The organism is Streptomyces sp. STR69 (assembly GCF_024519455.1).
Taxonomy (GTDB): Bacteria; Actinomycetota; Actinomycetes; order Streptomycetales; family Streptomycetaceae; genus Streptomyces.
The window spans coordinates 92,106-118,320 of sequence record NZ_JALJRY010000016.1 but is presented as its reverse complement, the minus strand read 5'-3'; the positions used below and the strand labels follow the sequence as shown (position 1 = coordinate 118,320).

Annotated in this window: 25 protein-coding genes and 1 tRNA gene; 15 read left to right on the top strand and 11 right to left on the bottom strand. The window is 71.0% G+C overall.

Features of this window, described 5'->3' with window-relative positions:
* Nucleotides 1-79: 79 nt before the first annotated feature.
* Together OC490_RS28465 and OC490_RS28460 are read left to right on the top strand one after the other, a co-directional pair.
* Nucleotides 80-1,018, top strand: coding sequence for a bifunctional DNA primase/polymerase (locus OC490_RS28465; protein WP_262060867.1), 939 nt, complete (start codon nt 80-82; stop codon nt 1,016-1,018).
* A gap of 42 nt (nt 1,019-1,060) precedes the next feature.
* Nucleotides 1,061-1,267, top strand: a complete 207-nt coding sequence (locus tag OC490_RS28460; RefSeq protein ID WP_262060866.1) for a hypothetical protein — start codon at nt 1,061-1,063, stop codon at nt 1,265-1,267.
* A gap of 58 nt (nt 1,268-1,325) precedes the next feature.
* Here the strand turns inward: OC490_RS28460 and OC490_RS28455 are convergent.
* The 5 genes from OC490_RS28455 to OC490_RS28435 form a co-directional block, all read right to left on the bottom strand.
* Nucleotides 1,326-1,412 (bottom strand) — tRNA-Ser (locus tag OC490_RS28455).
* Nucleotides 1,413-1,504: 92 nt separating this feature from the next.
* A complete protein-coding gene (locus tag OC490_RS28450) occupies nt 1,505-2,473 on the bottom strand; it encodes a GNAT family N-acetyltransferase (protein WP_262060865.1) in 969 nt (322 codons plus the stop codon).
* 63 nt (nt 2,474-2,536) lie between these two features.
* On the bottom strand, nt 2,537-3,466 hold the full coding sequence (locus OC490_RS28445) for a CU044_5270 family protein (RefSeq protein WP_262060864.1): 930 nt from the start codon (nt 3,464-3,466) through the stop codon (nt 2,537-2,539).
* Complete coding sequence (locus OC490_RS28440; protein ID WP_262060863.1) at nt 3,459-4,106, bottom strand: RNA polymerase sigma factor; 648 nt, start codon at nt 4,104-4,106, stop codon at nt 3,459-3,461. The genes OC490_RS28445 and OC490_RS28440 overlap by 8 nt, the downstream gene beginning before the upstream one ends.
* 205 nt (nt 4,107-4,311) lie before the next feature.
* Complete coding sequence (locus tag OC490_RS28435; RefSeq protein WP_262060862.1) at nt 4,312-5,853, bottom strand: S1C family serine protease; 1,542 nt, start codon at nt 5,851-5,853, stop codon at nt 4,312-4,314.
* 258 nt (nt 5,854-6,111) lie between these two features.
* Here OC490_RS28435 and OC490_RS28430 point away from each other — a divergent pair, with 258 nt between their 5' ends.
* From OC490_RS28430 to OC490_RS28420, 3 genes are all read left to right on the top strand, one after another.
* Nucleotides 6,112-6,957, top strand: a complete 846-nt coding sequence (locus tag OC490_RS28430) for a glycerophosphodiester phosphodiesterase (RefSeq protein WP_262060861.1) — start codon at nt 6,112-6,114, stop codon at nt 6,955-6,957.
* 230 nt (nt 6,958-7,187) lie between these two features.
* Entirely contained in the window at nt 7,188-7,736 is a 549-nt protein-coding gene (locus OC490_RS28425; RefSeq protein ID WP_410099072.1) for an ATP-binding protein, read from the top strand.
* A gap of 164 nt (nt 7,737-7,900) precedes the next feature.
* Nucleotides 7,901-8,866, top strand: a complete 966-nt coding sequence (locus tag OC490_RS28420) for an SEC-C domain-containing protein (protein WP_262060860.1) — start codon at nt 7,901-7,903, stop codon at nt 8,864-8,866.
* A gap of 244 nt (nt 8,867-9,110) precedes the next feature.
* Here the strand turns inward: OC490_RS28420 and OC490_RS28415 are convergent, their stop codons facing one another.
* Nucleotides 9,111-9,668: a hypothetical protein gene (locus OC490_RS28415; RefSeq protein WP_262060859.1), complete on the bottom strand. Its 558-nt coding sequence runs from the start codon at nt 9,666-9,668 to the stop codon at nt 9,111-9,113.
* Nucleotides 9,669-9,724: 56 nt separating this feature from the next.
* Nucleotides 9,725-10,390, bottom strand: coding sequence for a bifunctional DNA primase/polymerase (locus OC490_RS28410; RefSeq protein WP_262060858.1), 666 nt, complete (start codon nt 10,388-10,390; stop codon nt 9,725-9,727).
* A gap of 459 nt (nt 10,391-10,849) precedes the next feature.
* Between OC490_RS28410 and OC490_RS28405 the strand changes: the two genes are divergently transcribed.
* The 4 genes from OC490_RS28405 to OC490_RS28390 all read left to right on the top strand — a co-directional run bounded on the left by OC490_RS28405 (nt 10,850) and on the right by OC490_RS28390 (nt 16,796).
* Nucleotides 10,850-12,394 (top strand): PP2C family protein-serine/threonine phosphatase, encoded by a 1,545-nt coding sequence (locus tag OC490_RS28405; RefSeq protein ID WP_262060857.1) that lies wholly within the window; start codon nt 10,850-10,852, stop codon nt 12,392-12,394.
* Between the two features lie 93 nt (nt 12,395-12,487).
* Complete coding sequence (locus OC490_RS28400; protein ID WP_262060856.1) at nt 12,488-13,963, top strand: aminopeptidase P family protein; 1,476 nt, start codon at nt 12,488-12,490, stop codon at nt 13,961-13,963.
* 117 nt (nt 13,964-14,080) lie between these two features.
* On the top strand, nt 14,081-15,454 hold the full coding sequence (locus tag OC490_RS28395; protein WP_262060855.1) for a PLP-dependent aminotransferase family protein: 1,374 nt from the start codon (nt 14,081-14,083) through the stop codon (nt 15,452-15,454).
* Between the two features lie 79 nt (nt 15,455-15,533).
* Nucleotides 15,534-16,796 carry an MFS transporter gene (locus OC490_RS28390; RefSeq protein ID WP_262060854.1) on the top strand — a complete coding sequence of 421 codons (1,263 nt, stop codon included), beginning with the start codon at nt 15,534-15,536 and terminating at the stop codon, nt 16,794-16,796.
* Here the strand turns inward: OC490_RS28390 and OC490_RS28385 are convergent.
* The 4 genes from OC490_RS28385 to OC490_RS28370 all read right to left on the bottom strand — a co-directional run bounded on the left by OC490_RS28385 (nt 16,776) and on the right by OC490_RS28370 (nt 19,725).
* Nucleotides 16,776-17,609, bottom strand: coding sequence for a triphosphoribosyl-dephospho-CoA synthase (locus OC490_RS28385; protein ID WP_262060853.1), 834 nt, complete (start codon nt 17,607-17,609; stop codon nt 16,776-16,778). The two genes, OC490_RS28390 and OC490_RS28385, sit on opposite strands and share 21 nt — an antisense overlap.
* Before the next feature lie 10 nt (nt 17,610-17,619).
* On the bottom strand, nt 17,620-18,588 hold the full coding sequence (locus OC490_RS28380) for an intradiol ring-cleavage dioxygenase (protein WP_262060852.1): 969 nt from the start codon (nt 18,586-18,588) through the stop codon (nt 17,620-17,622).
* A gap of 66 nt (nt 18,589-18,654) precedes the next feature.
* Nucleotides 18,655-19,224, bottom strand: a complete 570-nt coding sequence (locus tag OC490_RS28375; RefSeq protein WP_262060851.1) for a GNAT family N-acetyltransferase — start codon at nt 19,222-19,224, stop codon at nt 18,655-18,657.
* Between the two features lie 54 nt (nt 19,225-19,278).
* Nucleotides 19,279-19,725, bottom strand: a complete 447-nt coding sequence (locus tag OC490_RS28370) for an ATP-binding protein (RefSeq protein ID WP_262060850.1) — start codon at nt 19,723-19,725, stop codon at nt 19,279-19,281.
* A gap of 236 nt (nt 19,726-19,961) precedes the next feature.
* Between OC490_RS28370 and OC490_RS28365 the strand changes: the two genes are divergently transcribed.
* From OC490_RS28365 to efeB, 6 genes are all read left to right on the top strand, one after another.
* Nucleotides 19,962-20,819, top strand: coding sequence for a hypothetical protein (locus OC490_RS28365; protein WP_262060849.1), 858 nt, complete (start codon nt 19,962-19,964; stop codon nt 20,817-20,819).
* A gap of 162 nt (nt 20,820-20,981) precedes the next feature.
* Entirely contained in the window at nt 20,982-21,704 is a 723-nt protein-coding gene (locus tag OC490_RS28360) for a YcnI family protein (protein ID WP_262060848.1), read from the top strand.
* A 95-nt stretch (nt 21,705-21,799) separates the two neighbouring features.
* Entirely contained in the window at nt 21,800-22,450 is a 651-nt protein-coding gene (locus OC490_RS28355; protein WP_262060847.1) for an SCO family protein, read from the top strand.
* The gene (locus OC490_RS28350) at nt 22,447-22,890 is read left to right on the top strand and encodes a copper chaperone PCu(A)C (RefSeq protein WP_262060846.1); all 444 of its coding nucleotides are present in this window, start codon (nt 22,447-22,449) and stop codon (nt 22,888-22,890) included. Before OC490_RS28355 ends, OC490_RS28350 begins: the two co-directional genes overlap by 4 nt.
* Nucleotides 22,891-22,904: 14 nt before the next feature.
* A complete protein-coding gene (locus OC490_RS28345) occupies nt 22,905-24,845 on the top strand; it encodes a copper resistance CopC/CopD family protein (RefSeq protein ID WP_262060845.1) in 1,941 nt (646 codons plus the stop codon).
* Nucleotides 24,846-24,853: 8 nt separating this feature from the next.
* Nucleotides 24,854-26,152 (top strand): iron uptake transporter deferrochelatase/peroxidase subunit, encoded by a 1,299-nt coding sequence (gene efeB, locus OC490_RS28340; RefSeq protein WP_262060844.1) that lies wholly within the window; start codon nt 24,854-24,856, stop codon nt 26,150-26,152.
* Nucleotides 26,153-26,215: the final 63 nt, after the last annotated feature.

The window sequence follows — 26,215 nt, the reverse complement described above, 5'->3', positions numbered from 1 at the left end:
TTCCCGGCGACCACCCCATCCCGGGCGCGCCGTCGCGACCCCTCTTCCCTTTTTCGAACACCCGTACGAACATGGAGTCATGGCCACCATCGACCGGCAGGCCACCACGCTGGCCCTCGCACACGCCCTGTCAGCCGCCGAACGCGGACTGGCCGTGATCCCCCTGTCCAGAACAAAACTCCCGGCCCTGCGCTCACCGCACCGCGACCACGCCGGCACGGTGGGCGTGACCTGGGACGCCAGGAGCGGCGCGAGCGCCTCGGATACCTCGGGTGCCCCAGACACTGCGCACACGCCCTGCCACGGCGAGTGCGGACTACTCGGGCACGGTGTCTACGACGCCTCGACCGACCCGGCGCGCATCCGCGAACTGTTCGCCGCCGCCCCCTGGGCCACCGGCTACGGCATCGCGTGCGGACTGCCGCCGTATCATCTGATCGGCATCGACCTCGACACCAAATCCGGTACGGACTCGTCCTCCGCCCTGCGCGAACTGGCCCTCCGCCACCTGTTCACGATCCCCGAGACCGTGGTCGTCCTGACCCCCAGCGGCGGCCGTCACCTCTGGCTCACCGGCCCGCCCGACGTCGTCGTCCCCAACTCCGCGAGCCGCCTAGCGCCCGGCATCGACATCCGCGGCGCCGGCGGCTACCTGGTCGGCCCCGGCTCCCGCACCGAACACGGCCTCTACGGCGCCGCTCCCGCCACCGCCCACCTCGCCCCGGCCCCCTGCCCGCCCTCCCTCCTACGCCTGCTCCTCCCCCCACCCCGCACCAACCACCCGACCCCCACCTCGACCGGCCAACACGGCCAGGGCCTCGTCCAGTTCGTCCTCGCGGCCCACGAGGGCCAACGCAACACCCGCCTCTTCTGGGCAGCCTGCCGCGCCTACGAGAACGACATCGGCCCGGCACTCGTCGCCCCCCTGGTCGAGGCAGCCCTGGGCACGGGACTGTCCGAACGGGAGGCCCGGGCGACGATCGCTTCGGCGGCGCGGATGACGGGGCGGCGACCGTGAACTCGGGTCCCTCGGTGCAACATCCCTCTGTAGCGTGACCGCATGGAAGAACCTCGCATCAAGGTCTACGGCTCGGCCACCGAGATCACCGTGGCGGGCAACGCGGCCGGCCTCCTGATCCTGGCCGAGCGTCTCACCGGCCTCGCCGACCCCGAACTCCGGGACGGCTACCACGAGCATCTTGAGCCCGGCATCGACCTCATGGACGGGCCGATCAGCCTGATCCTGGAACGCGACGAAGCGCTGTAGGCCCGATCAACCACGAACGGCCCCTGACCGAGTCACCCGGTCAGGGGCCGTTCACCTGCGGTGGGTGTGGGATTTGAACCCACGGTGACATCGCTGCCACGACGGTTTTCAAGACCGTTCCCTTAGGCCGCTCGGGCAACCCACCTGCGCACACGCCCATCAGGGGCGGAGCGGGTACAGCGTACCGGCATCCAGGATGCGTGGGTGGCGTGGTCCCGCCGGAGGCATCCCGTGGAGCTACTCCTGCGCCGCGCCCGAGATGTCGTACCCGATGAAGTCGTACCCGATGAAGTCCCCCACCGGTACGAACCCGAGGCGTTGATAGAGCGCGCTGCTCGTAGCGTTGGCCGGGTCCGCGAACAGGACGACGTCCGTCGCGCCGGCGGTCAGTGCGGCTTGGCTCACCGCGGTCGTCACGGCGCCGGCGTAGCCGTGGCCCCGGAGGTGGGCCGGGGTGTAGACCGGGTCCACGCGGACCATGCCGGCGGTCATCGAGGTCACGGCCGCCATGGAGGTGGGCGTGCCGTCCGGGGTCTCCCAGAACGTGAAGTGTCTGTCGCCGAAGCGCGAGGTGCCCCAGGAGCCGGCGTCGATGAGGTCCATGGAGACGGTCTCTCCGACGTCGACGCAGAACTCCCGGCACCAGCGCACGACTTGGCCGTAGTCGTAGTCGTAGTCGTAGTCGTAGTCGTAGTCCTGGTCGTGGTCGTGGTCTTGGTCTTGGTCCTGGTCGCGCGCGGCTCGGCCCCTGCCTTCCGGGGGCGGCTCCGGTGGGGTGAGTTTGCCGAGACGGTGGAGGCGGGCACCCCAGGTGCGGACTGATGTCGCGCCCGTGTGGCGTTGCCAGGCCTCGGCGAACGCGTCGGCCGTGTCATGGTCCGAGATGACGCCGGAGAGCGGTTGGCCGAGCGCGGCCAGGTGCGCGGCGAGGGTGTCGGCCTGCTCGGGGGTGAGCGAGGTGGGGTTCAGGTGGCGGTGGGCGGCCACGCGGTAGAAGGCCGCGTGGACCTCGCCCCCTTGTTCCAGTCGGCCGAACAGCGGGGTCTCGGCGCCGGGTGCGCTGGGTGCGGCCGCTTCGCGCCTCCGTATCTTCTCGATCGTGGTGAGCGCCATGGTGTGCTGTGCGGGGCGTGAGCGCAGGAACTCTCCGGCCCGGGCGAGGAAGCCGTCGACGTCATGGGTGAGGTGCCAGTCGTCCGGTCGCATGGCTCATGGTGGCAGGGGCGCCGCCCGCCGGGCGACACCCCCTCCGACCTGTACGTCACCTCGCTACGGCCGCTGCATCACCCGGTCCACCACGGCGCTCGCCGCGACGTACGACCACTGTTCGTACGTCGTCCCGGCCGCCGTGCGCCGGTCATGTGCGCCCAGGTAGCGGTACGTCTTCGCGTCGAAGATCAGGATCCGGCCGCCGTCCGCCCAGGGGGTTCCGGGGGGTCCGACGTACTGGATCCCGATGCCCACGCGGCCGTCGGCGTCCTTCTGGTGGGGCAGGACCTTGATGCCGGGGACGGCTGCGAGGGCCTCGTAGGCCGCGGAGCGGAGTCCCTTCGGGAGGACGGGAGCGCGGAGCAGGCCCGACACGAAGAACTGGGTCATCGGCCAATCCGCGGCCGTCATCGGCCTGTTGTAGTCCGGCTTCGGGGAGCCGTCCCGGAGGGCGATCAGCAACTTGTGCGGATCCGTGGGGAGTTGCTTCAACAGGGTCCACCTGCGCGGCGGCCAGTTGCCCTGGCCCGGCTGGTACACCGGGACCCACTGCTTGTGGCCCAGTTCGCTGACGTACGACTTCTTTGAGCCGTCGACCGAGTTCCAGCTCTCGTCGACGTACGTCCTGGTCGAACTGCCCCCGGCCGGGCGCTCCTTGATGATCTCCTTGGTGTAGATGAACTGGTCGTCGCGCGGGGCGATCGGCTTCTCCAGTCTGCGTTCCTCGGTCGCCGCTCCCCGCAGCACGGTGGTCGCGCTCACCGGCTGGGTGCGGGGGGAGGAGTCGTTGGCGATCAGTACGGTCGTGGCGACCGCCGCCGTCGCGGCGCCGGCCACCGCGATCCGCAGGAACGGGCGGCGACCGACGGCCACGGAGGTGGCGGGCGCGGTCATCGTGTCGTACAGGCGGAGACGGGCACGCGCGCGTGCGTGGTCCGTGAGCGGGGGTGCGTCCGCGTCCCACTCCCTCAGGAGCCGCATCTCATTCATCGTCGGATTCCTCAACGTCGGTTTCCTCTCGGAAGGTTGTCGGATCGGATCCGCCCAATGCGTCGCGAAGCTTTCTACGGGCCCTGTGCAGCCGTGACCGGACCGTTCCCACCGGTATCTCCAGGGCGCGGGCGACCTCCTCGTAGCCGAGGTCGGCCCAGGCGACCAGCAGCAGCACGTCCCGGTGGCGGGCGGGCAACCGGGCCATGCCCAGGGCCAGTTCGCCGCGTACGGCCTGTGCGCTGACCCGCGCGGCCACCTGGTCGGCGACCGTGTCCTCGGAGCCGTCGGCGGGAGCGGCGGACGGCAGCCGGCCGATCGCCTTCAGCCGGCGGGCCTCGGCGCGCCGGTGGCGGCCCACGAGGTTGGTCGCGATGCCGAACAACCACGGGCGGGCGTCGGCCAGTTCCGTGTTGTACCGGAAGCGCTGCTGGAACGCGATGGTGAACGTCTCCGCCATCAGGTCCTCGGCCACCTCCGGACCGAGCCGGCGCGCCGCGTAGCGGTGCACCGAGTCGGCGTGGCGGTCGAAGAGCACGGCGAATGCCTCGGGCTCGTCCCAGGACCGTTCGATCTCCGAGGCGTCACTCGTCGAGGCGTCACTGTCCTGCCCCACCCTGACGCCTGGTTCGACGGTCATCGGGGCTCCTCTCGTCCATGCGAATCGCCATGCGAATCGTCCAGGCGAACACGCTGTTGAAGATTGGGCTTTCACCCGTACTTCGCCGCGGGGAGGAATCCAGTTCCCGTGGTGTGTGCGCACCCATGGAGGAGAGGGCGGAAAACGGGCGGGCCGGGCAAGGAAACCCCTTGCCCGGCCCGCCGGTTGGTCGCTCGGCGCTACGTCAGTTGTCGCCGGTCCGCGAAGTCAGGGTCAGTTCGGTGGTGTGCTCCGTGCCGCCGCGCTTGTAGGTGATCGTGACCTTGTCGCCCGGCTTGTGGGTCCAGATCTCGCCGATGAGGGTCGGGCCGCTGTCGATCACCGAATCGTCGAACTTGGTGATGACGTCGCCGGCCTTGAGACCCGCCTTGGCCGCGGGGCCGTTGGCCTCGATCGCGGAGGAGCCGGTGGTGATCGTCGCGCCCCCGGTGCTGTCCTCCAGGGAGACGGAGGCGCCGATCTTGGCGTACACCGGCTTGCCGGTCTTGATCAGCTGCTGGGCGACGTACTTCGCCTGGTTGATGGGGATGGCGAAGCCCAGGCCGATCGAGCCGGACTGGCTGCTGCCGCTGAGGCCGCCGCTGCTGGTCGACTGGATGGCGGAGTTGATGCCGATGACCGAGCCCTGGGCGTCGAGCAGCGGGCCGCCCGAGTTGCCGGGGTTGATGGAGGCGTCGGTCTGCAGGGCGCTCATGTAGGACGCCTTGCTGGTGGCGCTGCCGTCGCTGGAGGCCACGGGGCGGTTCTTGGCGCTGATGATGCCCGTGGTCACCGTGTTGGACAGGCCGAAGGGGGCGCCGATGGCGATCGTCTCGTCGCCCACGGCCACCTTGTCCGAGTCGCCGAGGGCGAGCGGCTTGAGGTCGCTGGGGGCGTTCTTGAGCTTGATGACCGCTACGTCGTAGCCCTGGGCGTGGCCGACGATCTCGGCGTCGTACTTCTTGCCGTTCGGGAAGGTCGCTGTGAGCTTGCCGCCGTCGACCGCGTCGGCGACGACGTGGTTGTTGGTGACGATGTGGCCCTGGGTGTCGAAGACGAAGCCCGTGCCGGTGCCGCCCTCGCCGCTGGTGCTCTCGGCCTCGATGGTGACCGTGCTGGGCAGGGATTTGGCGGCCACCGCGGCGATGGTGCCCGGGTCGCGCTTGACGGAGGCGCTGCTGCCGGAGTCGGCGGAGACGGTGGTGGAGTTGCTGTTGTCGTCGTTGTCCTTGGCCAGGGTGTAGCCGAGGCCACCGCCCAGGCCGCCCGCGACCAGTGCGGCGATCAGGACGGCGGCGATGAGCCCGCCGCGGCCGCCGCCGGACTTCTTGGGCGCCGGCGGCTGCTGGTACGGGGTGCCCCAGCCGCCGGTGCCGTCACCGCCGTAGCCACCGGCACCGGCCGCGCCGTCGGCTCCGTAGCCGTCGCCGCCGTAGCCGCTCACGCCCTCGCCGCCGTACGCGCCCGCGGCCGTGCCTCCGTCGGCGTACGACGGTGTGGCGGGCGGGGGCGGCCAGGCGGCGTCGGGAGCGGATCCCGTGCCCTCGGGGCCGGGTGCCTGGGGCGCGGCGCCGTACGCGGGCGCGTGCCCGGCGTGCGGGGCGCTCGGAGGCACGGACGGGAGCTGCGTGGTGGGCGCGCCCCCCTCGGGCGCAGCCGCCTGCGGGGAAGCTGCGGGAGATTCCACCGGCACAGGAGGTGCAGACGGGGCCGGGGGTACCTCAGTGCCCTCGTTCTCGGTGCTCACAGCTCTTCTCCTCGGTCCACGGCTGTTGTTCTCGGAAGCATGCGGTCACACTCGTTCACGCTTGTCGACGGTCCGGCGCGAAACAGCTGTGCTGGTGCTTTTGTATGCCGTCAGCTTTTCCCACCGGACGTCAGGGCACCATAAGCGGTGCCTGTGGGTCCATGGCGATCCTTTATAAGCGGTCACAAGCACCAAAAAGCCGCATACCTACACCTTCTCGGTTCCACGTGTACCCCTTTGCGGTGGCACCATGACGCGGTGACCCACGCACGGCAGCACCGGATCCAAGTCGTCGCCCACCGCGGAGCCTCCGAAGAGGCCCCCGAACACACCCTCGCCGCCTACAAGAAGGCGATCGAGGACGGCGCGGACGCGCTTGAGTGCGATGTACGACTGACCGCCGACGGCCATCTCGTCTGCGTCCACGACCGACGCGTCAACCGTACGTCGAACGGACGCGGAGCGGTCTCGGCACTGGAACTCGCCGATCTGGCCGCCCTCGACTTCGGCTCCTGGAAGAGCCGCGACCTGTCCCGCGACTCCTGGCGGACACGGGACGAGGAGCCGGACTGGGAGCACCTTCCGGAGGACCGCGGGGACACCTCCGTACTCACCCTGGAGCGGCTGCTCGAACTCGTCGCGGACGCGGGCCGGCGGGTGGAACTGGCCATCGAGACGAAGCATCCGACGCGCTGGGCGGGGCAGGTCGAGGAACGGCTGCTGGTGCTCCTGAAGCGGTTCGGCCTGGACGCCCCGGCCTCCGCCGCCGACTCCCCGGTACGGGTCATGAGTTTCTCTGCGCGATCTTTGCACCGGGTGCGGGCGGCCTCCCCGACGCTGCCGACGGTCTACCTGTTGCAGTTCCTCTCGCCCCGCCTGAGGGACGGTCGACTTCCGGCCGGTGTCCGGATCGCAGGCCCCTCGATCAGGATCGTGCGCAATCACCCTGCGTATATCGAGCGGCTGAAAAACGCCGGTCATCGGGTGCATGTATGGACCGTCAACGAGCCCGAGGACGTCGATCTCTGCGTTGACCTGGGCATTGACGCCATCATCACCAACCGGCCGCGGGCCGTTCTGAGCCAGCTCGGTAGGGAACAATAAAGAACCTCATAAAGACCGCCAAACACCCCTTGACCCGGGCGCCTCACCTGCACCATCCTCCGAACTCGGCCACACCATCGAAAACAAGCCACCCGATTACAGGGAGTGCTCCGGCGCGTTCGGTCCGTGTTCGATCGTTGCGAATGCGTCACTGAACGTGGATTGGCCGGTTTCCGGTACAGGCCAAGAGGGCATCCACACCGTGGCGTGGGGCGAAGGAGGTCTCGGGGGTGGCGTTGGTGGTGGCACAGGAGGTGCCCACGTCGTCGAGCATGGCCGTGACCCATGGCCCTGCGGGCGTGGGGCAGGCAAGACATCGCATGCGCGACCAGTTGCGTACGGGCGGTGTGTCGGAAGCGGTCATCGACGATGCCGTACTGATCCTTTCCGAACTTCTGAGCAATGCGTGCAAACACGGCCGGCCCCTGGGCGACGCCCTGGCCGGTGACGGTGACGTCCGCTGCGCCTGGCGCGTGGACACGGGCGGACGACTCACGGTCGAGGTGACGGACGGCGGCGGCCCGACCCGCCCGGCTCCGGCCACCCCGTCGGTCACGGCGCACGGCGGGCGCGGCCTGAACATCATCACCGCGCTGGCCGACGACTGGGGCGTACGCGACGACACCCGGGGCGAGGTCACGGTGTGGGTCGTCGTCCACGAGGACGTTCATGATCCGGATGCCGCGCACCGGCGCGACGACTTCGCTGCGCGCGTCACGGCCCCGACGGTCTCAGGTGCCCGGCTCGGCTACGCGGACGCCTTCGACGACCTGGACTGACACGTCCGCGCAGAACCGACGCGTCCGTCCACAGGCGCCGGGTTTCCCACAGGCGGCCCGCCGCCGACCCGCGCCGAAGGTTGTCCACAGGCTCCCGTCGGTCATGGCGTGAACGGCTAGGCTCCCGCCCGTACGAGACGAGCCGTAACCGGGAGACACCCACGATGGCCAAGAAGCGACCCCAGACCACGGCCAAGCGGCCTCAGCTCAGCGACACCGAGGTCCCGGTGGTCGGTGCCCGCGAGCCCTGCCCCTGCGGCAGTGGCCGCCGCTACAAGGCGTGCCACGGCCGGGCTGCCGCGCACGCGGTGACCGAGCTGGTGCAGCGGCCCTTCGAGGGGCTGCCCGGCGAGGGCGACTGGGTGGCGCTGCGCGAGCTGGTGCCCGCCGCCACGGTCGCGCTGCCCCTGAAGGGCGGCCTCCCCGAAGGGGTTCCGTCGGTCACGCTCGCCACGGTGCTGCCGATGGCCTGGCCGGCCCTGCGCCGCGACGACGGCTCGGTGCTGCTCGGCCTGCAGAACGACACGGCGTCCGGCGACATCAGCCGCGACCTCGCCGACACCCTCCAGCGTGCGCTGGTCGCGGACCCGGGCACTCCGGTGCAGTCCCGCCGCGCCCCGGCCGACGGTCCGCGACTGCAGGAACTGCTCGACCCTGAAGGCACGTTCGAGCCAGTTGTACACGCGGGCTTCGAATTCTGGGTTCCGGAGGCGGAGAACGCGTCGCCCGAGGTGACCGCCTCCCTGGAGCGCGCCAACGCCGCCGCCATCCCGACCGTGAAACTCCAGGGCGTGGACGCCGCGTACTGGTGCGAGACGCCGGACAAGAACCACTTGCGCTGGGTCATGCCGTACCCGGAGGAGCAACTTCTGGACGCTCTCGCCCGGCTGCACGCCGCCGGCCGCTCCGGTCTCGGTGAGGGCACCCGCCTCGTGGGGTCCTTCCGTGCTCACGGTCTCACCGTGCCCGTCTGGGACCTGCCGAGCGGGTTCGGCGCGGACGACGTGGAGAAGCCGGCCGCCGAGTTCGCAGAGCGGCTCACCGCCGCGCTGGCCACGGACGCCCCGCTCACCGCGGACGAGCGCCGCGCGCGCGGCGGCCTCACCAACCGGCAGGTCACGCTCAGCTGACACCCGGAAGGGCGCAGGGGTTCGACTGACCGACCGGTGAGTCGTAACAGGCCTGTTCACTCCGGTGACTCCTGTCGCAACTCCCCGTTGTGAAAGGCAAGTCGGTGTCCGAATAGCCGAGATCGAATTTGCGAACCGCCGATCTCTTGTTACCGTTCGAGTAGCCCGGTTGCTGGTGCATCCCCCGTCGCCAGCAACCGGGTCTTTTCATGCCCGGCTCGCGTGTACGGAACGACGCCGTCCGTCAACTCGCCGTAGGCGCCGAGGAGTTGCTCCCCGAGCGCAGCAACAGCGGCCCACGCCCGCCCGGCCCGGCGGCGAACTCCGCGACAGCCGTGTAGGCCGCCGGACCGCCCTGTGTGTGCTCCCGGGGCGTCTCGCACAGCGAGGGCTCGTCCTCGGCGCTCACGGCGCAGTGCATCTGCACGGTGCGGTCCGCCGGCCCCATGAGACTCAGCACCGCGTCCAGGTCGTCGCCGGTCGCGTTCCGGTAGTAGGTGCGCGCCCAGGTGTCCTCGCCCTGCGTCATGACACAGGTCTGCGCCTCGACGCCGTCGGGGGTGGAGAGTTCGGGTCCGCAGCGGGCCGCGGTGGCCAACCCCAGACCGAGTGCCAGCGGGGAGCGGGTGGGCGTCGGCGAGGGCGCGGCGGACGGCTCCTTCCGGTCGTCGTCGGAGGAGTGGACCAGGGAGCGTACGACTGCGTGGCCCTCGTCGCGTACGGGTCCCGCGGACGCCACGGCCAGCGGCAGCGCGACCGCGCACACCGCGACGCCCGCGAGGGCGAGCAGACGAAGGTTCATAGAGCGGAAGATAACTACCAACCACGGGCGCCACGGTCCGCGCGCGCCCGACACCCCTACAACTCGGGGGCGCTCACACCCGTACGAGTGAGGGCCTCGACCACGGCGTCCACCACGGCCTCGACATCGGGGACCCAGGGCGAGGAGGAGCCGGGCAGTGGTGCGCGCTCCCAGCGGATCTGGCCCTGGCCGGTCTCGGAGGGCGGCAGGGCGAGATAGCCGCCCTCGCCGTGGAAGCGGAGCGAGCCGGGGACATGGTCCTTGGCGTAGAGCAGCTCGCCCAACTGCTCCAGGGAGTACGGCTTGACGAGCAGCGACCAGCGGGTGGGCGCGGCGACGACCGGGCCCAGGCGCATGCCCTGGAGGTCGAGCGCGGCGAGGGCCCGGGAGGCCGCGGGTGCGGGCAGGCTGACCGCGCAGGGAGCCTTGTCGCCGGTGGCGAGGACGATGGGTGCGGCGGGGCGGTTGCCCCACCACCAGCGCACCATGCGGGCGTCGGTGGTGGCCGCGAGGAGGCCGGGGTCGAAGGGGTGGGCGCCGGGCACCGTGCACTCAGGGTCCGGACAGCCGCAGCGGGCCCGTCCCTGGGGATCGGGTGCCACGCCCGGGAGTACGGGCCATTGCCATTCCGTAGCGAAGGTCAGGGCCGCGCTGAGCATCTCAGACCTCCTGTTGTCTCGCCTGGACAGGAGCCTGCGTCGCTTTCCGAGGATCTCGCGCATGAGCGCTCGTTCCTTTCCGTTGCACCGCTGGCAACACCGAGGACCACATCACACCATGTGTCGATCACTTCACTGTGCGTACCTGTTGGCGCATCACACCCCTGCGTGAAGCAGGGGGAACCCGTGCGTGCATGAAAAGCATGGGCGTGGCGTGGGGGTGGCGAAGTCTGGCGTTTTGCCGTCCCGCGTATTTCTCTCCGCCTCCGCCACGGGAGGATGGGGCACGATCGTCGGTGGTTAAGACGCCCGGGTCCCTCACCAGGTTCCGGGCGGCCCCCGCCACCCCTGGTCTTCTCCGAGTACGTACCCATCACGACCGCTGTGACGCTCCGTCGAGCAAACCCAGTCGACCTCAATGGACCGTCCCCTGATGCAGTTTTAAGCCAACTTTGCCAATCCGCAAGGGGAGAGCGAAATGCCCCCGCGAAACCCATGGACACCAGGAATCCCGGCAGGACAATGCTGGACATCCCCTCACGAGTGCGTGTACATGTGGAGACACTGCCAGCGGCGCAGAATGACATGGGGGTTTGCGATGCTTTTGAGCAATACGCACCGGTCGGAAAGCCGGACGCCATGAACGCCCCTCACCCTCCGAAAGTGGCTGGAATCGATTCAACGGTTCCCTCGCCCGCACACACTGTCGCGCCCGCGCCTGCCGCCACCGGTACCCCTCCGGCCCCTTCCCCGAACGTCCAGAACCCGCCGGATACCGCTCCGAACGCGCCAAGTGCCCTGCTCCAGGACCGTCTCGCCGGCTGGGTCTCCGACCTCACGACCCTCCACGAACTCACGGAACGACTGGCACGCACGGACGCACTCGCGGACGCACTCCAGGAGCTGCTGCGCGCCGGAGCCGCCCTGGTGGGCGCCCGGCGCGGACTCGTCGTCCTGGAACCCGGCGACGGCCTGGGCCCGGACACCACCATCGGCCTGGGCCTGGACCGCTCCGACCTCGGCCACATCGAGACCGTCCCGCGCGGAGCGATGTCATACGGCCAGATTCTGGACGGGGCCCCTGGCGGCGAGGGCGGCGAGATCGTCCACCCCGACCTGTTCGCCGAGGACGGCCTCGACCCGCGCCACCGCGAGGTGGCCGTACGCCTGGGCTACGCGGCCAGTTACGCGCTGCCCCTGGCGACCGACGCGGCCGGGCGCCTCGGCGCCGCCGTGTGGCTGTACGACGAGCCCGCCGAGCCGGTCGAGCGGCAGCGCCACCTCGCCGGCCTGTACGCCCGTTACGCCACCGAGCACCTGGCCCGGCTCCTCGAAGTCGAGCGCACGCGCGCGTGCATGGCGACCATCGCCGAGGAGCTGCTGCCGTCCCGGCTCCCCCGCGTGGCCGGTGTACAGCTCGCCGCGCTGCACCGCACGGGTCCGCGCGGCGGCGGCGACTGGTACGACGCGCTGCCGCTGCCCGATGCCGCGCTCGGTCTCGCGGTCGGCTCGGTGACGGGTTCCGGGCCGAGCGCGATCGCCGCGATGGGCCGGCTCCGGGCGTCCCTGCGGGCGTACGCGGTGATGGAGGGCGAGGACCCGGTCGCGGTCCTGTCCGACCTCGAACTGCTCCTCAGGCTCACCGAGCCCGCCCGCTCGGCCACCGCCCTGTTCGCCTACTGCGAGCCCGCGTTGCGCAAGATCACCCTGGCGGGGGCAGGTCACAGCCCGCCGCTCCTGGTCGGCGAGCGGCGCACGGAGTTCGTGGAGACCTCCGTCTCCGCGCCGCTGGGCATGCTGGCCTGCTGGGAGGCGCCGAGCGTGGAGCTGGAGGCGGAGCCCGGCGAGACGGTTCTGCTCTACACCGACGGGCTGCTGCACCGTACCGGCGACCCCATGGACCGCGCCTTCGCCCGTCTGCACGCCGCGGCGGCGAGCGTCCCCAAGGCGCTGCGCGCCGACCCGGCCGCGATCGCCGACCACGTGCTGCGGACCGTGCTGCCGGACGGCCTCGACACGGCCGACAGCGACGAGGACGTCGTCCTTCTGGCGGCCCGTTTCGAGTAGTCGCCCGGAAGCCATGTGTAACAGGCCATACGGCCCTGGGCCCCCTTCCGTACGACCGTACGATGGATGGGGTCCAGTGCCGTATCTAGGAGGATGACCGTGGCCGACGAGCTCACCCCGGAGACCCCGGAGACTGAGTCTGCGGAGCCTGAAGAGCCCATCAAGAAGCGGAAGAACGGCCTGTACCCGGGCGTGTCCGACGAGTTGGCCGAGAGCATGAAGTCCGGCTGGGCCGACACCGAGCTGCACGACCTGCGGCCCGTCGAGCAGGCCGGGCACACCGCCCGCCGCCGTGCCGCGCTCTCCGCGCGCTTCCCGGGCGAGCGCCTGGTGATCCCCGCGGGCAACCTGAAGACCCGCTCGAACGACACCGAGTACCCCTTCCGGGCGTCGGTCGAGTACGCGTACCTGACGGGCAACCTCACCGAGGACGGCGTCCTCGTCCTGGAGCCCACGACCGAGGGCCACAAGGCGACGATCTACCTCCTGCCGCGCTCCGACCGCGAGAACGGCGAGTTCTGGCTCTCCGGCCAGGGCGAGCTGTGGGTCGGCCGCCGCCACTCGCTGACCGAGTCCGAGGCGCTCTACGGCATCCCCGCCTCCGACGTCCGCGAACTGCCCGAGGCCCTGCGCGAGGCCACCGGCCCGGTCCGGGTCGTACGCGGCTACGACACGGGCATCGAGGCCGCGCTGACCGACAAGGTCACCGCCGAGCGCGACGAGGAGCTGCGGATCTTCCTCTCCGAAGCCCGCCTGGTCAAGGACGAGTTCGAGATCGCCGAGCTGCAGAAGGCCGTCGACTCGACGGTCCGCGGCTTCGAGGACGTCGTCAAGGTCCTCGACAGGGCCGAGGCGACCAGCGAGCGCTACATCGAGGGGACGTTCTTCCTCCGCGCCCGCGTCGAGGGCAACGACGTCGGCTACGGCTCGATCTGCGCCGCGGGCCCGCACGCCACCACCCTGCACTGGGTCCGCAACGACGGCCCCGTCCGCTCCGGCGACCTGCTCCTCCTGGACGCCGGCGTCGAGACGCACACCCTGTACACCGCCGACGTCACCCGCACGCTCCCGATCAACGGCCGCTTCACCGAGCTCCAGAAGCAGGTCTACGACGCCGTGTACGAGGCCCAGGAGGCCGGTATCGCGGCGGTGCAGCCGGGCGGCAAGTACCGCGACTTCCACGACGCGGCGCAACGCGTGCTGGCCGAGAAAATCGTCGAGTGGGGCCTTGTCGAGGGTCCCGTGGAGCGCGTCCTGGAGCTGGGCCTCCAGCGCCGCTGGACGCTGCACGGCACCGGCCACATGCTCGGCATGGACGTCCACGACTGCGCCGCCGCGCGCACCGAGACGTACGTGGAGGGCACGTTGGAGCCCGGCATGGTCCTCACGGTGGAGCCCGGCCTGTACTTCCAGGCGGACGACCTGACCGTCCCCGAGGAGTACCGCGGCATCGGCGTCCGCATCGAGGACGACATCCTGGTCACCGAGAACGGCAACCGGAACCTCTCCGACGGCCTGCCCCGCACCTCGGCCGACGTCGAGAGCTGGATGGCGTCCCTCAAGAGCTGACAGCCGATAACTGATACAAGACTGATGGCCGGGCACACGTACGGTGCCCGGCCATTCGTGTGCCAAGTCGCATGACGGTCGCATGCCAGTCGTGTGCCTAGGGGGAGGGCTTTTTTCGTGAACGACTTCTGGTCCGGCGTCGGGGTCGACCTGCATCTGGAACCCGACCCGGAGGGCGGCCGGCGCGCCGGTCTCGAACGCGCGCTCCGGGACGCCGTACGCGACGGCCGCCTGGCCCCCGGAACCCGCCTCCCGGCCACCAGACGCCTCGCGACCGAACTCGGCGTCTCCCGGGGCACCGCGAAGGCGGCCTACGACCAGCTCGTCGCCGAGGGCTATCTGACCGCCCGCCAGGGCTCCGGCACCCAGGTCGCGCTGCTGCCCTCCGTCGACGCGGAGACACCGGGAGCGACGGCACGCGCGCGTGTACCCCGTTTCGACCTGCGGCCCGGCAGCCCGGACGTCGGCGCGTTCCCGGCGGCGGCCTGGCTGCGCGCGCTGCGCCGCGCCATCGCGACGGCACCCTCCCTGGCGTACGACTACGGCGATCCGCGCGGCCGTGTCGAACTGCGCACCGCGCTCTCGGGCTACCTGGGGCGGGCGCGCGGGGTGATCGCGCCCCCGGAGCGGATCGTGATCACCTCCGGGTACGTACAAGGGCTCGCGCTCCTCACGCGCGTGCTCGGCGGTTCCCGGGTGGCCATGGAGGATCCCGGACTGCCGTTCCACCGGGAGGTGGTCCGGCACAACGGCGGCAACGTGGTCCCCGTAGGGGTCGACGAACGGGGCGCCCGCGCCGAGGAGTTGGGGGACGCGGCGGCCGTGGTGCTGACACCGGCCCACCAGTACCCGACCGGCGTGACCCTGCACCCGGAGCGCAGACGGGCGCTGACCGACTGGGCACGCGCGCGTGGGGGACTGATCGTCGAGGACGACTACGACGGGGAGTTCCGCTACGACCGGCAGCCCGTGGGTGCGCTCCAGGGGATGGCGCCGGGACAGGTCGCGTACCTGGGCACCGCGTCCAAGACGCTCGGGCCCGCGCTGCGGCTCGGCTGGATGGTGCTGCCGCCCCACCTGGTCGACGCGGTCGCCGACGCCAAACTGCACAGCGACCACCACACCGAGACCATCGGCCAGTTGGCGCTCGCCGAACTGATCGACAGCCATGCCTACGACCGGCACGTGCGCGCGTGCCGGCTGCGGTACCGGCGCCGCCGCGACCAGCTTCTCGACCGGCTGGGGGCGCGCAGCAGCGTGCGCGGGATCGCGGCCGGGCTGCACGCGCTGGTGGAGGTCGACGACGAGGAGGCCGTAGTGGCGCGGGCCGAGAAGGAGGGGCTCGCGGTGGGGCGGCTCGGCGAGCACTGGCACACGGCGAGGGAGGGTGACGGGCGCCCGCAGGGCCTGGTGGTCGGGTACGGGACGCCCCGGGAGCGGGTCTATCCGGAGGCGCTGGAGGTGTTGGGGCGGGTGCTGGACGGGGCCTGAAGGACCCGATAATTGGGCCAATAAAAGGAGTGAGTATTGGGTCTCACCGGAGACCCACTGGGCTTCTAACGTCGTAGGCATGACGAACTCGCTCGTCCCGCCCGCGGGCCCGCAACGCACCCTCGCGCTGGCCCAGTTGACCAACTCCGTCGGTGACGGCGCCTACTACGTGACCTCGGCGCTGTACTTCACCCACGTCGTCGGGCTCGCCCCCGCGCGCGTGGGCCTCGGGCTCACCCTCGCGTGGGCCGTGGGTTCGCTGGTGGGCGTGCCGCTGGGGCGGCTGGCCGACCGGCGCGGGCCGCGCGGTACGGCGGTGCTGCTGGCGCTGGCGACCGGGCTCGCGGTGGCCTCCTTCCTCGTCGTACGGGGATTCGTGCCCTTCGTGCTCGCCGCGTGTGCCTACGCCTCCGCGCAGTCGGGGCTCGCGGCGGCCCGGCAGGCGCTGCTGGCGGGGCTGGTGTCCGCCGGGGAGCGGACCGGGCTGCTGGCCCATCTGCAGTCGACGCTGAACGCCGGGCTCGCTGTGGGCGCGGGCCTCGGCGGGCTCGCGCTGCGGGCGGGGACGCGGTCGGCGTACCTCGGGGTGTTCGCGCTGGACGCGGTGAGCTTCCTGGTGTGTGCGGGGTTGCTGCTGCGGCTGCCGTCGGTTCGGGTCGCCCAGGTGCAGAAGGCGGGCGGCCTCGGTGTCCTGCGCGACCGGCCGTATGTCGTCGTCACGCTGCTGAACACCGTGCTGCTGCTGCGGATGCCGCTGCTCAGTCTCGGGCTGCCGCTGTGGATCGCCGAGCGGACCGACGCGCCCACCTGGCTGGTCTCCGCGCTGTTCGTGCTCAACACCGGTGCGGTGATGGTCTTCCAGGTGCGCACGGCACGCGGGGTCACGGGGCTCGCGTCGGCCACGCGCGTGGTGCGCCGTTCGGGCTGGGTGATGCTGGCGGCCTGTGCCGCGTTCGCGCTGTCGGCGGGCGCGTCGCCGTGGGTGGCGGCGGGGGCGCTGGTGGTCGGTGCGGTGCTCCAAGTGGCCGCCGAGATGGGGCAGTCGGCGGGGTCCTGGCAACTGTCGTTCACGCTGGCACCCGTCGACCGGGTGGGCGAGTACCAGGGCTTCTTCGGGACCGGCGTGACGGTGGCCCGGACGATGGGCCCCCTGGTGCTGACGTCCCTGCTCCTGGAGTGGGGGACACCGGGCTGGCTGCTGCTGGGCGGGGCGACGGTGGCGGCGTCGTACGCGATGGGACCGGCGGCGCGGTGGGCCGCCGGTCCGGGTGAAGTGGCCGTCAGGCAGCAGGTGTTGGCGAGCCGGCCGGCACCGGCTTCATCAGGCGGCCCCTGCCGGTGAGTTGACCGGCAAGGAGTCCAGGAACAGCGCTCCCGCCAGGAGCCCCGCGCTTCCGCGAGGGCTCCACGTGCGCGCGTGGAGGTCGGTGTCGAAGGCGGCCAGCGCCTCCGCACCGGCCTCCGTCGCCGTGCCGCCCGCCTCCAGGACGGCGCGGGCGCCCGCCTGGACCTGGCGCAGGCCCAACGGGCCCGCGGTGTGCAGGAGTTCGGTGTCCTGGAGGGTGGACATCACGGTGAGGAGGGCGTCCAGGCGGGCCTGGGTCTCGGTGGCACCTGCCTTGCGGGCTGTGGCGAGGGCGTCCAACGCCCTGCGTACGTGCGGGAATCCGGCCCTGGCCTCGCCCCGGGCGCCGGCCGCGCCGTACTTGACGGAGATCGACGAACCCCGGGAGGGGCGCCTGGGGGCGCCCTTGTCGTTGAACGCGGTGATCTTCCGAGTGCTCACGGCGATCTCGCGGGCCTTGGCGCCGGGGTCCAGGGCGACCGCGGCGACCAGGAAGCCGAGGGCCCACAGGGCACCCTTGTGGCCGCCTCCGGCCAGGCCGACCGAGTGCTCGGTGCACCGGCCGATCGCGCCCAACTCCGCCCGCAGCGCCGGCGTGGCTTCGCCGGCACGGCGGGCGGCGGCGGCCATCGCCGCGAGGCCGGGCGCCAGCGCCCTGGCCGACCAGCGCAGACTGTCGTGCTCCCGGCGCGTGCTGCGGGCGTCCAGGTCACGCGGGTCGGGCAGTCCCGGCTTGGGAGCCAGGGCCAGTTGACCGGTGAGCGCGGTCACGGCGGCCCACGCCAGCGCGTCGTCCTCGCGACTTGTCATGTCCCTTACCTTATGAGGAGGCCGAGGTGGAAGGGGAGGCGCTGTCACTGGGCGCATCACTGGGCGGGGCGCCCGTGGGGGTGCCGCTCGGCGGGGTGCCGCCTCCGCCGCTGCCCGCGCCCGTGCTCTCGGCGTCCGGGTCGACGCCGAGCGTCAGGGAGCCCTTGTAGCCCTTGGAGGGGTCCTTCTTGTGGACGGCCTTGAGGGTGAGCAGTCCGCTGGCGGCGCCTCCGCCGTCGTAGACCATGTCGTCGGCGAGGACGGTGTACGAGCCCGTGTGCTTGGCGTACGGGTCGAGGGTGAAGATCTCCTCGGCGATGTCGTCGGCGAAGAACAGCTGGCCGGTGTAGTTGACCTTGCCGCCCTCGTAGGTGCCGTCCTCCTTCTCGCCGCCGGTGTGCACCTTGACGTGGATGTGGCAGGTGCGCGGGGTGTACCAACCCGGGAAGATCGTCTCGAACTTGACGACCCCGTTGGCGTTGGCGACCTGGTAACCGCGCAGGTAGGTCAGGTCGTTGGCGCTGTCGCCCTCCTCGCTCTCGGCGGGAGCCGAGCCGCCGGGGTTGGCGGTGGTGTAGCCGGAGTAGTAGCCCCAGGCGTCGCAGTGCCAGATCTCCACGGCCGCGCCCTTGACCGGGGTGCAGCCGTCGGTGGCGTCGACGACGGTCAGGCGCAGGGTGAGCGGGACGCCCGCCTTGCCCTCGGTGATGTCCTTGCGCACCAGGGCACCGTCGAGGTAGTAGGGGCCCTCGGTGACGCTCGTCATCAGCGTCATGCACTCGCTGCCGGTCGAACTCGCCGAAGCCGAGGCCGTGGCGTCCGCGTCGGCCGTCGTGTCCGCGGTGTCGGCGAACGCCGACTGGAACCCGGCCGCCACCAGTCCGCCGGCCGCGACCGTCCCTCCGGTCACCGCGAGGGCGCGGCGCCGGCTGATGGTCTTGTCTCTGTGTTTCCCGTGCTTCTCATGGTTTCCCGTCATGATCGCGAAGCTAGGGACGGCGGCCGTCAAGGGCGTGAGCGTGCGCTGTGCGCAAGGTAAGAATTCTCAGAAAGCTGAAGTCGGGCCGTCGGCCGGGTCGTCGTCGTGCAGGATCCGCTGGAACAACCGGTGGTCCTGCCACGCCCCGCCGATGTGCACATAGCGCGGAGCCATCCCGATCGGCTCGAACCCGCTCTTCTCCAGGACGCGTTGGGAGGCCAGGTTGTCGAGCCGTGTGCTCGCCTCCAGCCGGTGCAGCCCGACCGTCTCCCGCGCGATCCGGCACACCCGCCCGACACCGGCGGTGGCCAGACCGCGCCCCTGCCGGTCGGCGGCGATCCAGTAGCCGAGCGAGGCGCTGCGGAAGGAGCCGAGCACGATCCTGGCCAGGGTGAAGGACCCGACGACCCGCCCGCCGGACACGAGGAGCAGGGGCACGACCCGGCCCTCCGCGTACTCCCGCACCTGCGCCTCCAGGCGCTCGCGCTGTCCTTCGGCGGTGAAGAAGGAGTCGGGGCGGTACGGCTCCCAGGGGCTTCGGTTCTCGACGAAGGCGGCGGCGAGGGCGGGGGCGTCGGCCGGCTCGGCGAGCCGCAGTGTCACATCGTCGGCCAGTTGTTCGGGGTGGATGTCCATCCGCGGATTCTGCCGCCGGGGCACCGAAACCGAGGCGCCGCTTCGGACGCGCCCTCAGACCGCCATCAGCGGCGCGTCCTTCCGCCACTTCAGGATCTTGTCGAAGCTCACCACCGCGCCGCCCACACCCGGCTTGTTGCCGATGTGGACGTGGTCGGCGAGTTCCTGGATGAGGCACAGGCCCCGGCCGTTCTCCGCCTCGCTCGGGGCCGGGCGGACGGCATGGGCGCGCGCGAAGCCGGGGCCCGAGTCGGCGACCTCGATACGGCACTTCTCGCCGTCGAGGTACGCGGTGACGCGGTACGCCTCCGAGGAGGCGCCGGGCTCGGTGTCGCCGCCGTGCTCCACGGCGTTGGCGCACGCCTCGCTGAGGGCGACCGAGAGGTCGTAGGAGATGTCCGGGTCGACGCCCGCGGTCTCCATCGTGCCGAGGAGAAGTCGGCGGGCGAGCGGAACGCTCGCGGCCTCGCGCCTCAGATGGAGTGACCACCAGATGCTCATGCTCCAGCCTCCCGGCCGCGGCTCGACATACCGATACCTATTGCCGCCAGTGCCCCTGTGTAAGCACGGAGTTGACGTGATGCCGCCCATATGGGGGATGTGTCCGAAACGTAATTGGTGTATCCGGTGGTAGCTCACGTCGGAGAGTGACCTTTGTGATCTATGACACATTATCGTCCCGGTGTGGTGGACCTGCCGTATGGCGCCGACAAGGCCGGTGCGATGATGAGCCCGCCATGACTGCCCCCCACCCACGTACGGCGCGCTCCGGAGGTGAACTCCGGGTCCTGCGGGCCGCGGTGTTCGCCGCGGTCTGTGGCGTGCTGGCCGCGGCCGGTCATGCCATCGCCTCCTGCGCCACCGTGCCCCTGTGGACACTCGGTGCGGGCTTCCTCGCCACGTTCCTGGTCGTCGCGCCGCTCGCCGGACGCGAGCGCTCACTGCCGGGCATCGCGGCACTGCTCGCGGTCGGACAGACCGTGCTGCACACGCTGTTCGGGCTCGGCCAGACGGCCGCCGGTACGTCGACCACCGGCGGTTTGTCCTCGTCCGACGCCACGCTCGTCGCGCGCGCCGCGCACCTGCTGTGCGGGACCACCGCGGCGGCGATCAGCCCGGCGCAGGCCCACCAGATCCTCACCGCCGCCCGGCTGCTGCCGACTTCGGGCACGACCGGCTCGACGGGGTCGGCGAGTTCGATGGGCTCCATGGGGTCGATGCACCACCCGGCGGACGCCATGTCCACCTCCGCCGCCGCCTCCATGTCCCTGTTCCCGTCCGTGTCCATGCTGCTCGGCCACCTCCTCGCGGCGCTCGCCGCGGGCTGGCTGCTGCGGCACGGGGACCTGGCGCTGCGGCGCCTCGTGGAACTGTCGGCGCACGGAGTCGCGGAAGGCGCGCTCGTACGGTCCCTGCGCGGGGCGCTCGCCCTGGTGCGCGCCCTGCGGGCCGGGCTGCCGGGGGCGCCCGGGACCGGTCCGCGACCACGGCGTACGGCCCTGTTCGCACCGCCCGCCCCGCACACCACCGCACTCCAGCACTCGGTGATCCGCCGCGGCCCGCCTTCGGCCGCCGCACACGTCCTCGCCGCCTGACGCGACGCGACCACCACCATTTCCGTCGAGCACAGCTCTCCGGGAGGGGACGGCCGCCGTCGTGCGGCACGCGCGCGTGCCCGAGTTTTTCGCCCGGGAAACCACGCGCCCCCTCTTCACCACCCGGAACTCACTCGAACTCGAAGTGGAGTGCTCCTTTCCATGAAGGCCTCTCGTATCGCCGCCGCCGCTGCCGTCGCCGGCTCGGCGGTTGTCGTCCTGTCCTCCCCCGCCTTCGCGCATGTCTCCGTGCAGCCGGAGGGCGCGGCCGTCAAGGGCGGCTACGCGGTCGTCGACTTCAAGGTCCCGAACGAGCGCGACGACGCCTCGACCACCAAGCTCGAAGTCACCTTCCCGACCGACCACCCGCTGGCCTCCGTGATGCCGGAGCCGATGAGCGGCTGGACGGTCAAGGTCACCAAGTCGAAGCTGGCCAAGCCCGCCGAGATGCACGGCGAGACGATCACCGAGGCCGTCACCAAGGTCACCTGGACCGCGACCGGCAAGGGCGTCGAGCCCGGCTACTTCCAGAAGTTCCCGGTCTCCGTCGGCATGTTGCCCACGGACGCCGACCAGCTCGTCTTCAAGGCACTGCAGACGTACTCCGACAAGCAGGTCGTGCGCTGGATCGAGGTGCAGAAGGACGGCGAGGAGGAGCCCGAGAACCCCGCTCCGACGCTTGAACTGACCTCCGCCGCCACCTCCGCCTCCGGCGCGACCGCCGAGGACGCCTCCGAGAAGACCGAGAACACCGCCGCCGACACCACGTCCGCCGCCGACTCCTCCGACACCACCGCCCGCGTCCTCAGCGTGGTCGGCATCGCCGTCGGCGCGGCGGGCGTGGCGTACGGCGTTCTCGCCGGTCGTCGGCGTACGACCGTCTGAGGCCCGTCCGCTCATGGCGCGCACAGGGGTCCGTGCGACTCTTGCGTAACGACCCCGGTGCGCGCCGGAGCTCTCACAACTGGGACATTTTTCCTATGCGCAAGAAGACGTTCGCGGCGGCAGCGCTGCTCGCCGCCGCCACCCTGACGCTCTCCGCCTGCGGCAGCGGCGACGACGGCAACAGCCCCGTCGCCGTGGTCTCCGAGGACACCGCGACCCAGGCCGCCACCGTGCTCGACACCCCGTTCGAGAAGCCGGACCTGGTCCTCACGGACACGCACGGCAAGAAGTACGACTTCCGGGCGGAGACCAAGGGCCGGCCGACGCTGATCTACTTCGGCTACACCCACTGCCCCGACATCTGCCCACTGACGATGAACAACATCGCCGTCGCCAAGAAGTCGCTGCCCAAGGCCGAGCAGGACAAGCTGCTGGTCGTGTTCGTCACCACCGACCCGGCCCGGGACACCGCGCCGGAACTCGGCAAGTGGCTCAAGGGCATCGACACCCAGTTCGTCGGCCTGACCGGCTCCTTCGCCACCATCCAGGCCGGCGCCCGCACCCTGGGCATCTCCATCGAGCCGACCTCGAAGGACAAGAACGGCAAGCTCGTCTCCGTCCACGGCACCCAGGTCGTCGCGTTCTCCCCGAAGACCAACGGCGGTTATCTGCTCTACGGCCAGGACACCACCGTCGACGACTACACCAAGGACCTCCCCAAAATCGTCAAGGGGGAGACACCGTGAGGCGGTTCGCCGTGCCCGTCGCGGTGCTGAGCGGCGCGCTGGTCCTCACCGGCTGCGGCTCGGGCGACACGAAGGCCCAGCTCTCCGTCAGCTCCGCCTACATGCCCCAGCCGGTCTCGGACATGGCGGCGGGGTTCCTGGACATCGCCAACAAGGGCGGCACGAAGGACGAGTTGACCTCCGTCACCAGCGATCTCGGTCCCGTCTCCGTGCACGAGACGGTCGGCCAGGCGATGGAGGAGGTGACGTCCCTCGACGTGCCCGCACACGGTCAACTCGTGTTCAAGAGCGGCGGCAACCACCTGATGTTCGACAAGCTGAAGCACACGCTGAAGCAGGGCGACAACGTGACCGTGAAGCTGCACTTTGCCAAGTCCGGCCCCCTCACGGTTGAGATGCCCGTGAAGTCGGCGACGTACAACCCCACGACCGGGCACTGAGGGAGGGACCCACCTTGAAGACGACCATCACCCCCCGAGTCCGCACTCTGGTGCTGCTGTTCCTGGCCGTCGTCGGGATGCTGTTCGCGGGTGCCGGGACGGCCTCCGCACACGCCGCCCTGACCGGCAGCGACCCCTCTTCGGGGGTGGTGGTCAACAAGGCTCCGACACAGGTCTCGCTCACCTTCTCCGAGAAGGTCGCGACGAACAACGACTCGCTGCGCGTGCTCAACCCGAAGGGCAAACGCGTCGACGTCGGCAAACCGTCCAACATCAGTGGTACGACGTACGCCGTGCAGATCCGCAGCGGGCTGCCCGACGGCACCTACACGGTGGCCTGGCAGGTCGTGTCCGCGGACAGCCACCCCGTGGGCGGCGCCTTCACCTTCTCCATCGGCTCCCCCTCGCAGACGACCGTCTCCGCGTCGGCCGAACAGGACGTCGGCGGCGGGCTCGTCGGCGGGCTGTACGGCTTCGGGCGCTACATGTCGTACGCCGGCTTCATCGTCATGGTCGGCGGCGCCGCCTTCGTCCTGGCCTGCTGGCAGCGGGGCGCCGGGGTGCGGTCGCTGCAGCGGCTGGTGGTCTCCGGGTGGGTCTCGCTGACCGCGGCCACACTCTGGCTGCTGCTCATCCGCGGCTCGTACACGACCTCCGGGAAGTTCGGCGACATCTTCGACCTGAACCTCCTCGGCCAGGTCCTCCAGACCAAGACGGGCGCCTCGCTCGTCTCCCGGCTGCTGCTGCTCGCCGCCGCCGCGCTGTTCATCGCCGTCCTCTTCGGGGCCTACGACAAACGTGAGGACGAGGAGAAGCGGGACCTGACCTTCGGGCTCGCGATCGGCGGCGGTGTGGTGGCCGCCGGGCTCGCCGCGAGCTGGGCGCTGTCCGAGCACGCCTCGACCGGGCTGCAGCCCGGCATCGCGATGCCCGTCGACGTCGTCCACCTGCTGGCCGTCGCGGCCTGGCTCGGCGGCCTCACCGCCCTGCTCGTCTCGCTGTACCGGGCGCCGGCCGACAACCCCATAGGACGGGCCGCCGTACAGCGCTTCTCGCGCCTCGCGTTCGGCAGTGTCGTCGCGCTCGTCGCGACCGGCATCTACCAGTCCTGGCGCCAGCTCGGCTCCTGGTCGGCGTTCACCGACACCGGCTACGGGCAGCTGCTGCTCGTCAAGATCGGGCTCGTGGCGCTGCTCGTCGGGATCGCGTCGATCTCCCGGCGCTGGACGGGCCGACTCGCGGACAGCGGCACCGACACGGCCACGGCTGAGACGGTCGTCGAGGAAACAGCGGCAGCCGAGGAACACGAGCCGGAGAAGGAACACGTCACGGCGTCCGCCAAGACCGGCGGTTCGTCGGCCGCGTCCGGAGACTCAAAGCGCGCCACCCAACTCGCGCGCCAGCAGGCCGCCGTGGACACCACCCGGCAGAAGCGGCTGCGGGACGCCGACCCGAACCTCTTCGGGCTGCGCCGCTCGGTCCTCGCCGAGGCCGCCGTCGCGGTCGTCGTCCTCGCCGTCACCACGGCCCTGACGACCACCGAACCGGGCCGCACGGAGGAGGACGCCAAGGCGGCCAAGGCCTCCTCCTCGTCCTCTTCCTCGTCGTCCTCGGGCGCGCTGACCCTGGACATGTCCTTCGACACCGGAGGCACGGACGGCAAGGGCGTCATCCGGGTCGACATCGACCCCGCGAGGGTGGGCGGCAACGAGATGCACGTCTATGTGCAGCGCCCCAACGGCCGGGCCTTCGACGTCCCCGAGGTGAAGGTCGCCTTCACGCTCGCCGCGAAGAAGATCGGTCCGCTGCCCGTGACGCCCGACCGCATCACCACCGGGCACTGGGCGGCGAACGGAATCCAGATCCCCATGGCGGGCGACTGGAAGATCTCGGTGACCGTGCGGACCTCCGACATCGACCAGACGACCGTCGACAAGAACGCGCAGATCGGCTGAACCACGCCATGCCTGACCAGTCCATTCCCGAGGCCCGCACCGTAAAGGCACCTCCTGGGGAGACCGTTTCCGAAAACGCCTCCCCAGGGGAGGGCGTTTCCCGCCGACGGCTCCTCGGCACGGCCGGTGCCACCGGGCTTGTGCTCGGTGCGGCTGGCGGAGCCGTCGGCTATACGGCTGCCCCGGCCGGGGCCACTCCGCTCACCTCGCTCGGCGCGGACAGGGCAATGTTTCACGGGAAACATCAGCCCGGCATCACCGAGGGCCTCCAGGCGCGCGGCCACCTCGTCGCCTTCGACCTGGCGGCGGGCGCGAGCCGCAAGGAGGCGGCGGCCCTGCTGCGCCGCTGGTCGACAACCGCGCAGCGACTGATGGCGGGTGAACCGGCAGCGCAGGACGACACGGATGTCGCCCGGGATGCGGGGCCCTCGTCGCTGACGATCACCTTCGGCTTCGGCAACAGCTTCTTCTCCCGCACGGGCCTGGAGAAACAGCGCCCCGGTTCCCTCGACCCGCTCCCCGACTTCTCCTCCGACCAGCTCGACAAGTCGCGCAGCAACGGCGACCTGTGGGTGCAGATCGGCGCCGACGACGCGCTTGTGGCCTTCCACGCCCTGCGCACGATCCAGAAGGACGCGGGCAGCGCGGCCAAGGTCCGCTGGCAGATGAACGGCTTCAACCGGACGCCGGGCGCGACGGCCCACAAGATGACGGCCCGCAACCTCATGGGCCAGCTCGACGGCACCCGCAACCCCAAACCGACCGAGTCCACCTTCGACAAGCGGATCTTCGTGCCGGCGTCCGGTTCGGCCGACCCGGCGTGGATGGCGAACGGCTCCTACGCCGTCGTACGCCGGATCCGCATGCTCCTCGACGACTGGGAGAAACTCTCGGTCGGCGCCCAGGAGAACGTCGTCGGGCGCCGCAAGACCAATGGGGCGCCGCTTTCCGGGGGCGGTGAGACGACCGCGATGGACCTGGAGAAGACCGACGCGAAGGGCGCCCTGGTCGTCCCCATCAACGCGCACGCCCGGATCGCCCGCCCCGACCAGAACGGCGGCGCGGCAATGCTCCGGCGCCCCTTCTCGTACCACGACGGCATCGCCGCCGACGGCACCCCGGACGCCGGGCTCCTCTTCGTCTGCTGGCAGGCCGACCCGCTGCGCGGCTTCGTCACCGTGCAGCGCAAGCTCGACCGCGGCGACGCCCTGTCGACCTACATCCGCCACGAGGCGAGCGGCCTGTTCGCGGTGCCGGGCGGGGCGGCGGAGGGCGAGTACGTGGGGCAGCGGCTGCTGGAGGGGTGAGCTCTTCGCCCTGGCAGGGCAAGCGGCTGGAGGCGGTGCCCGTCGCTCTGACGGGTGGCCGGG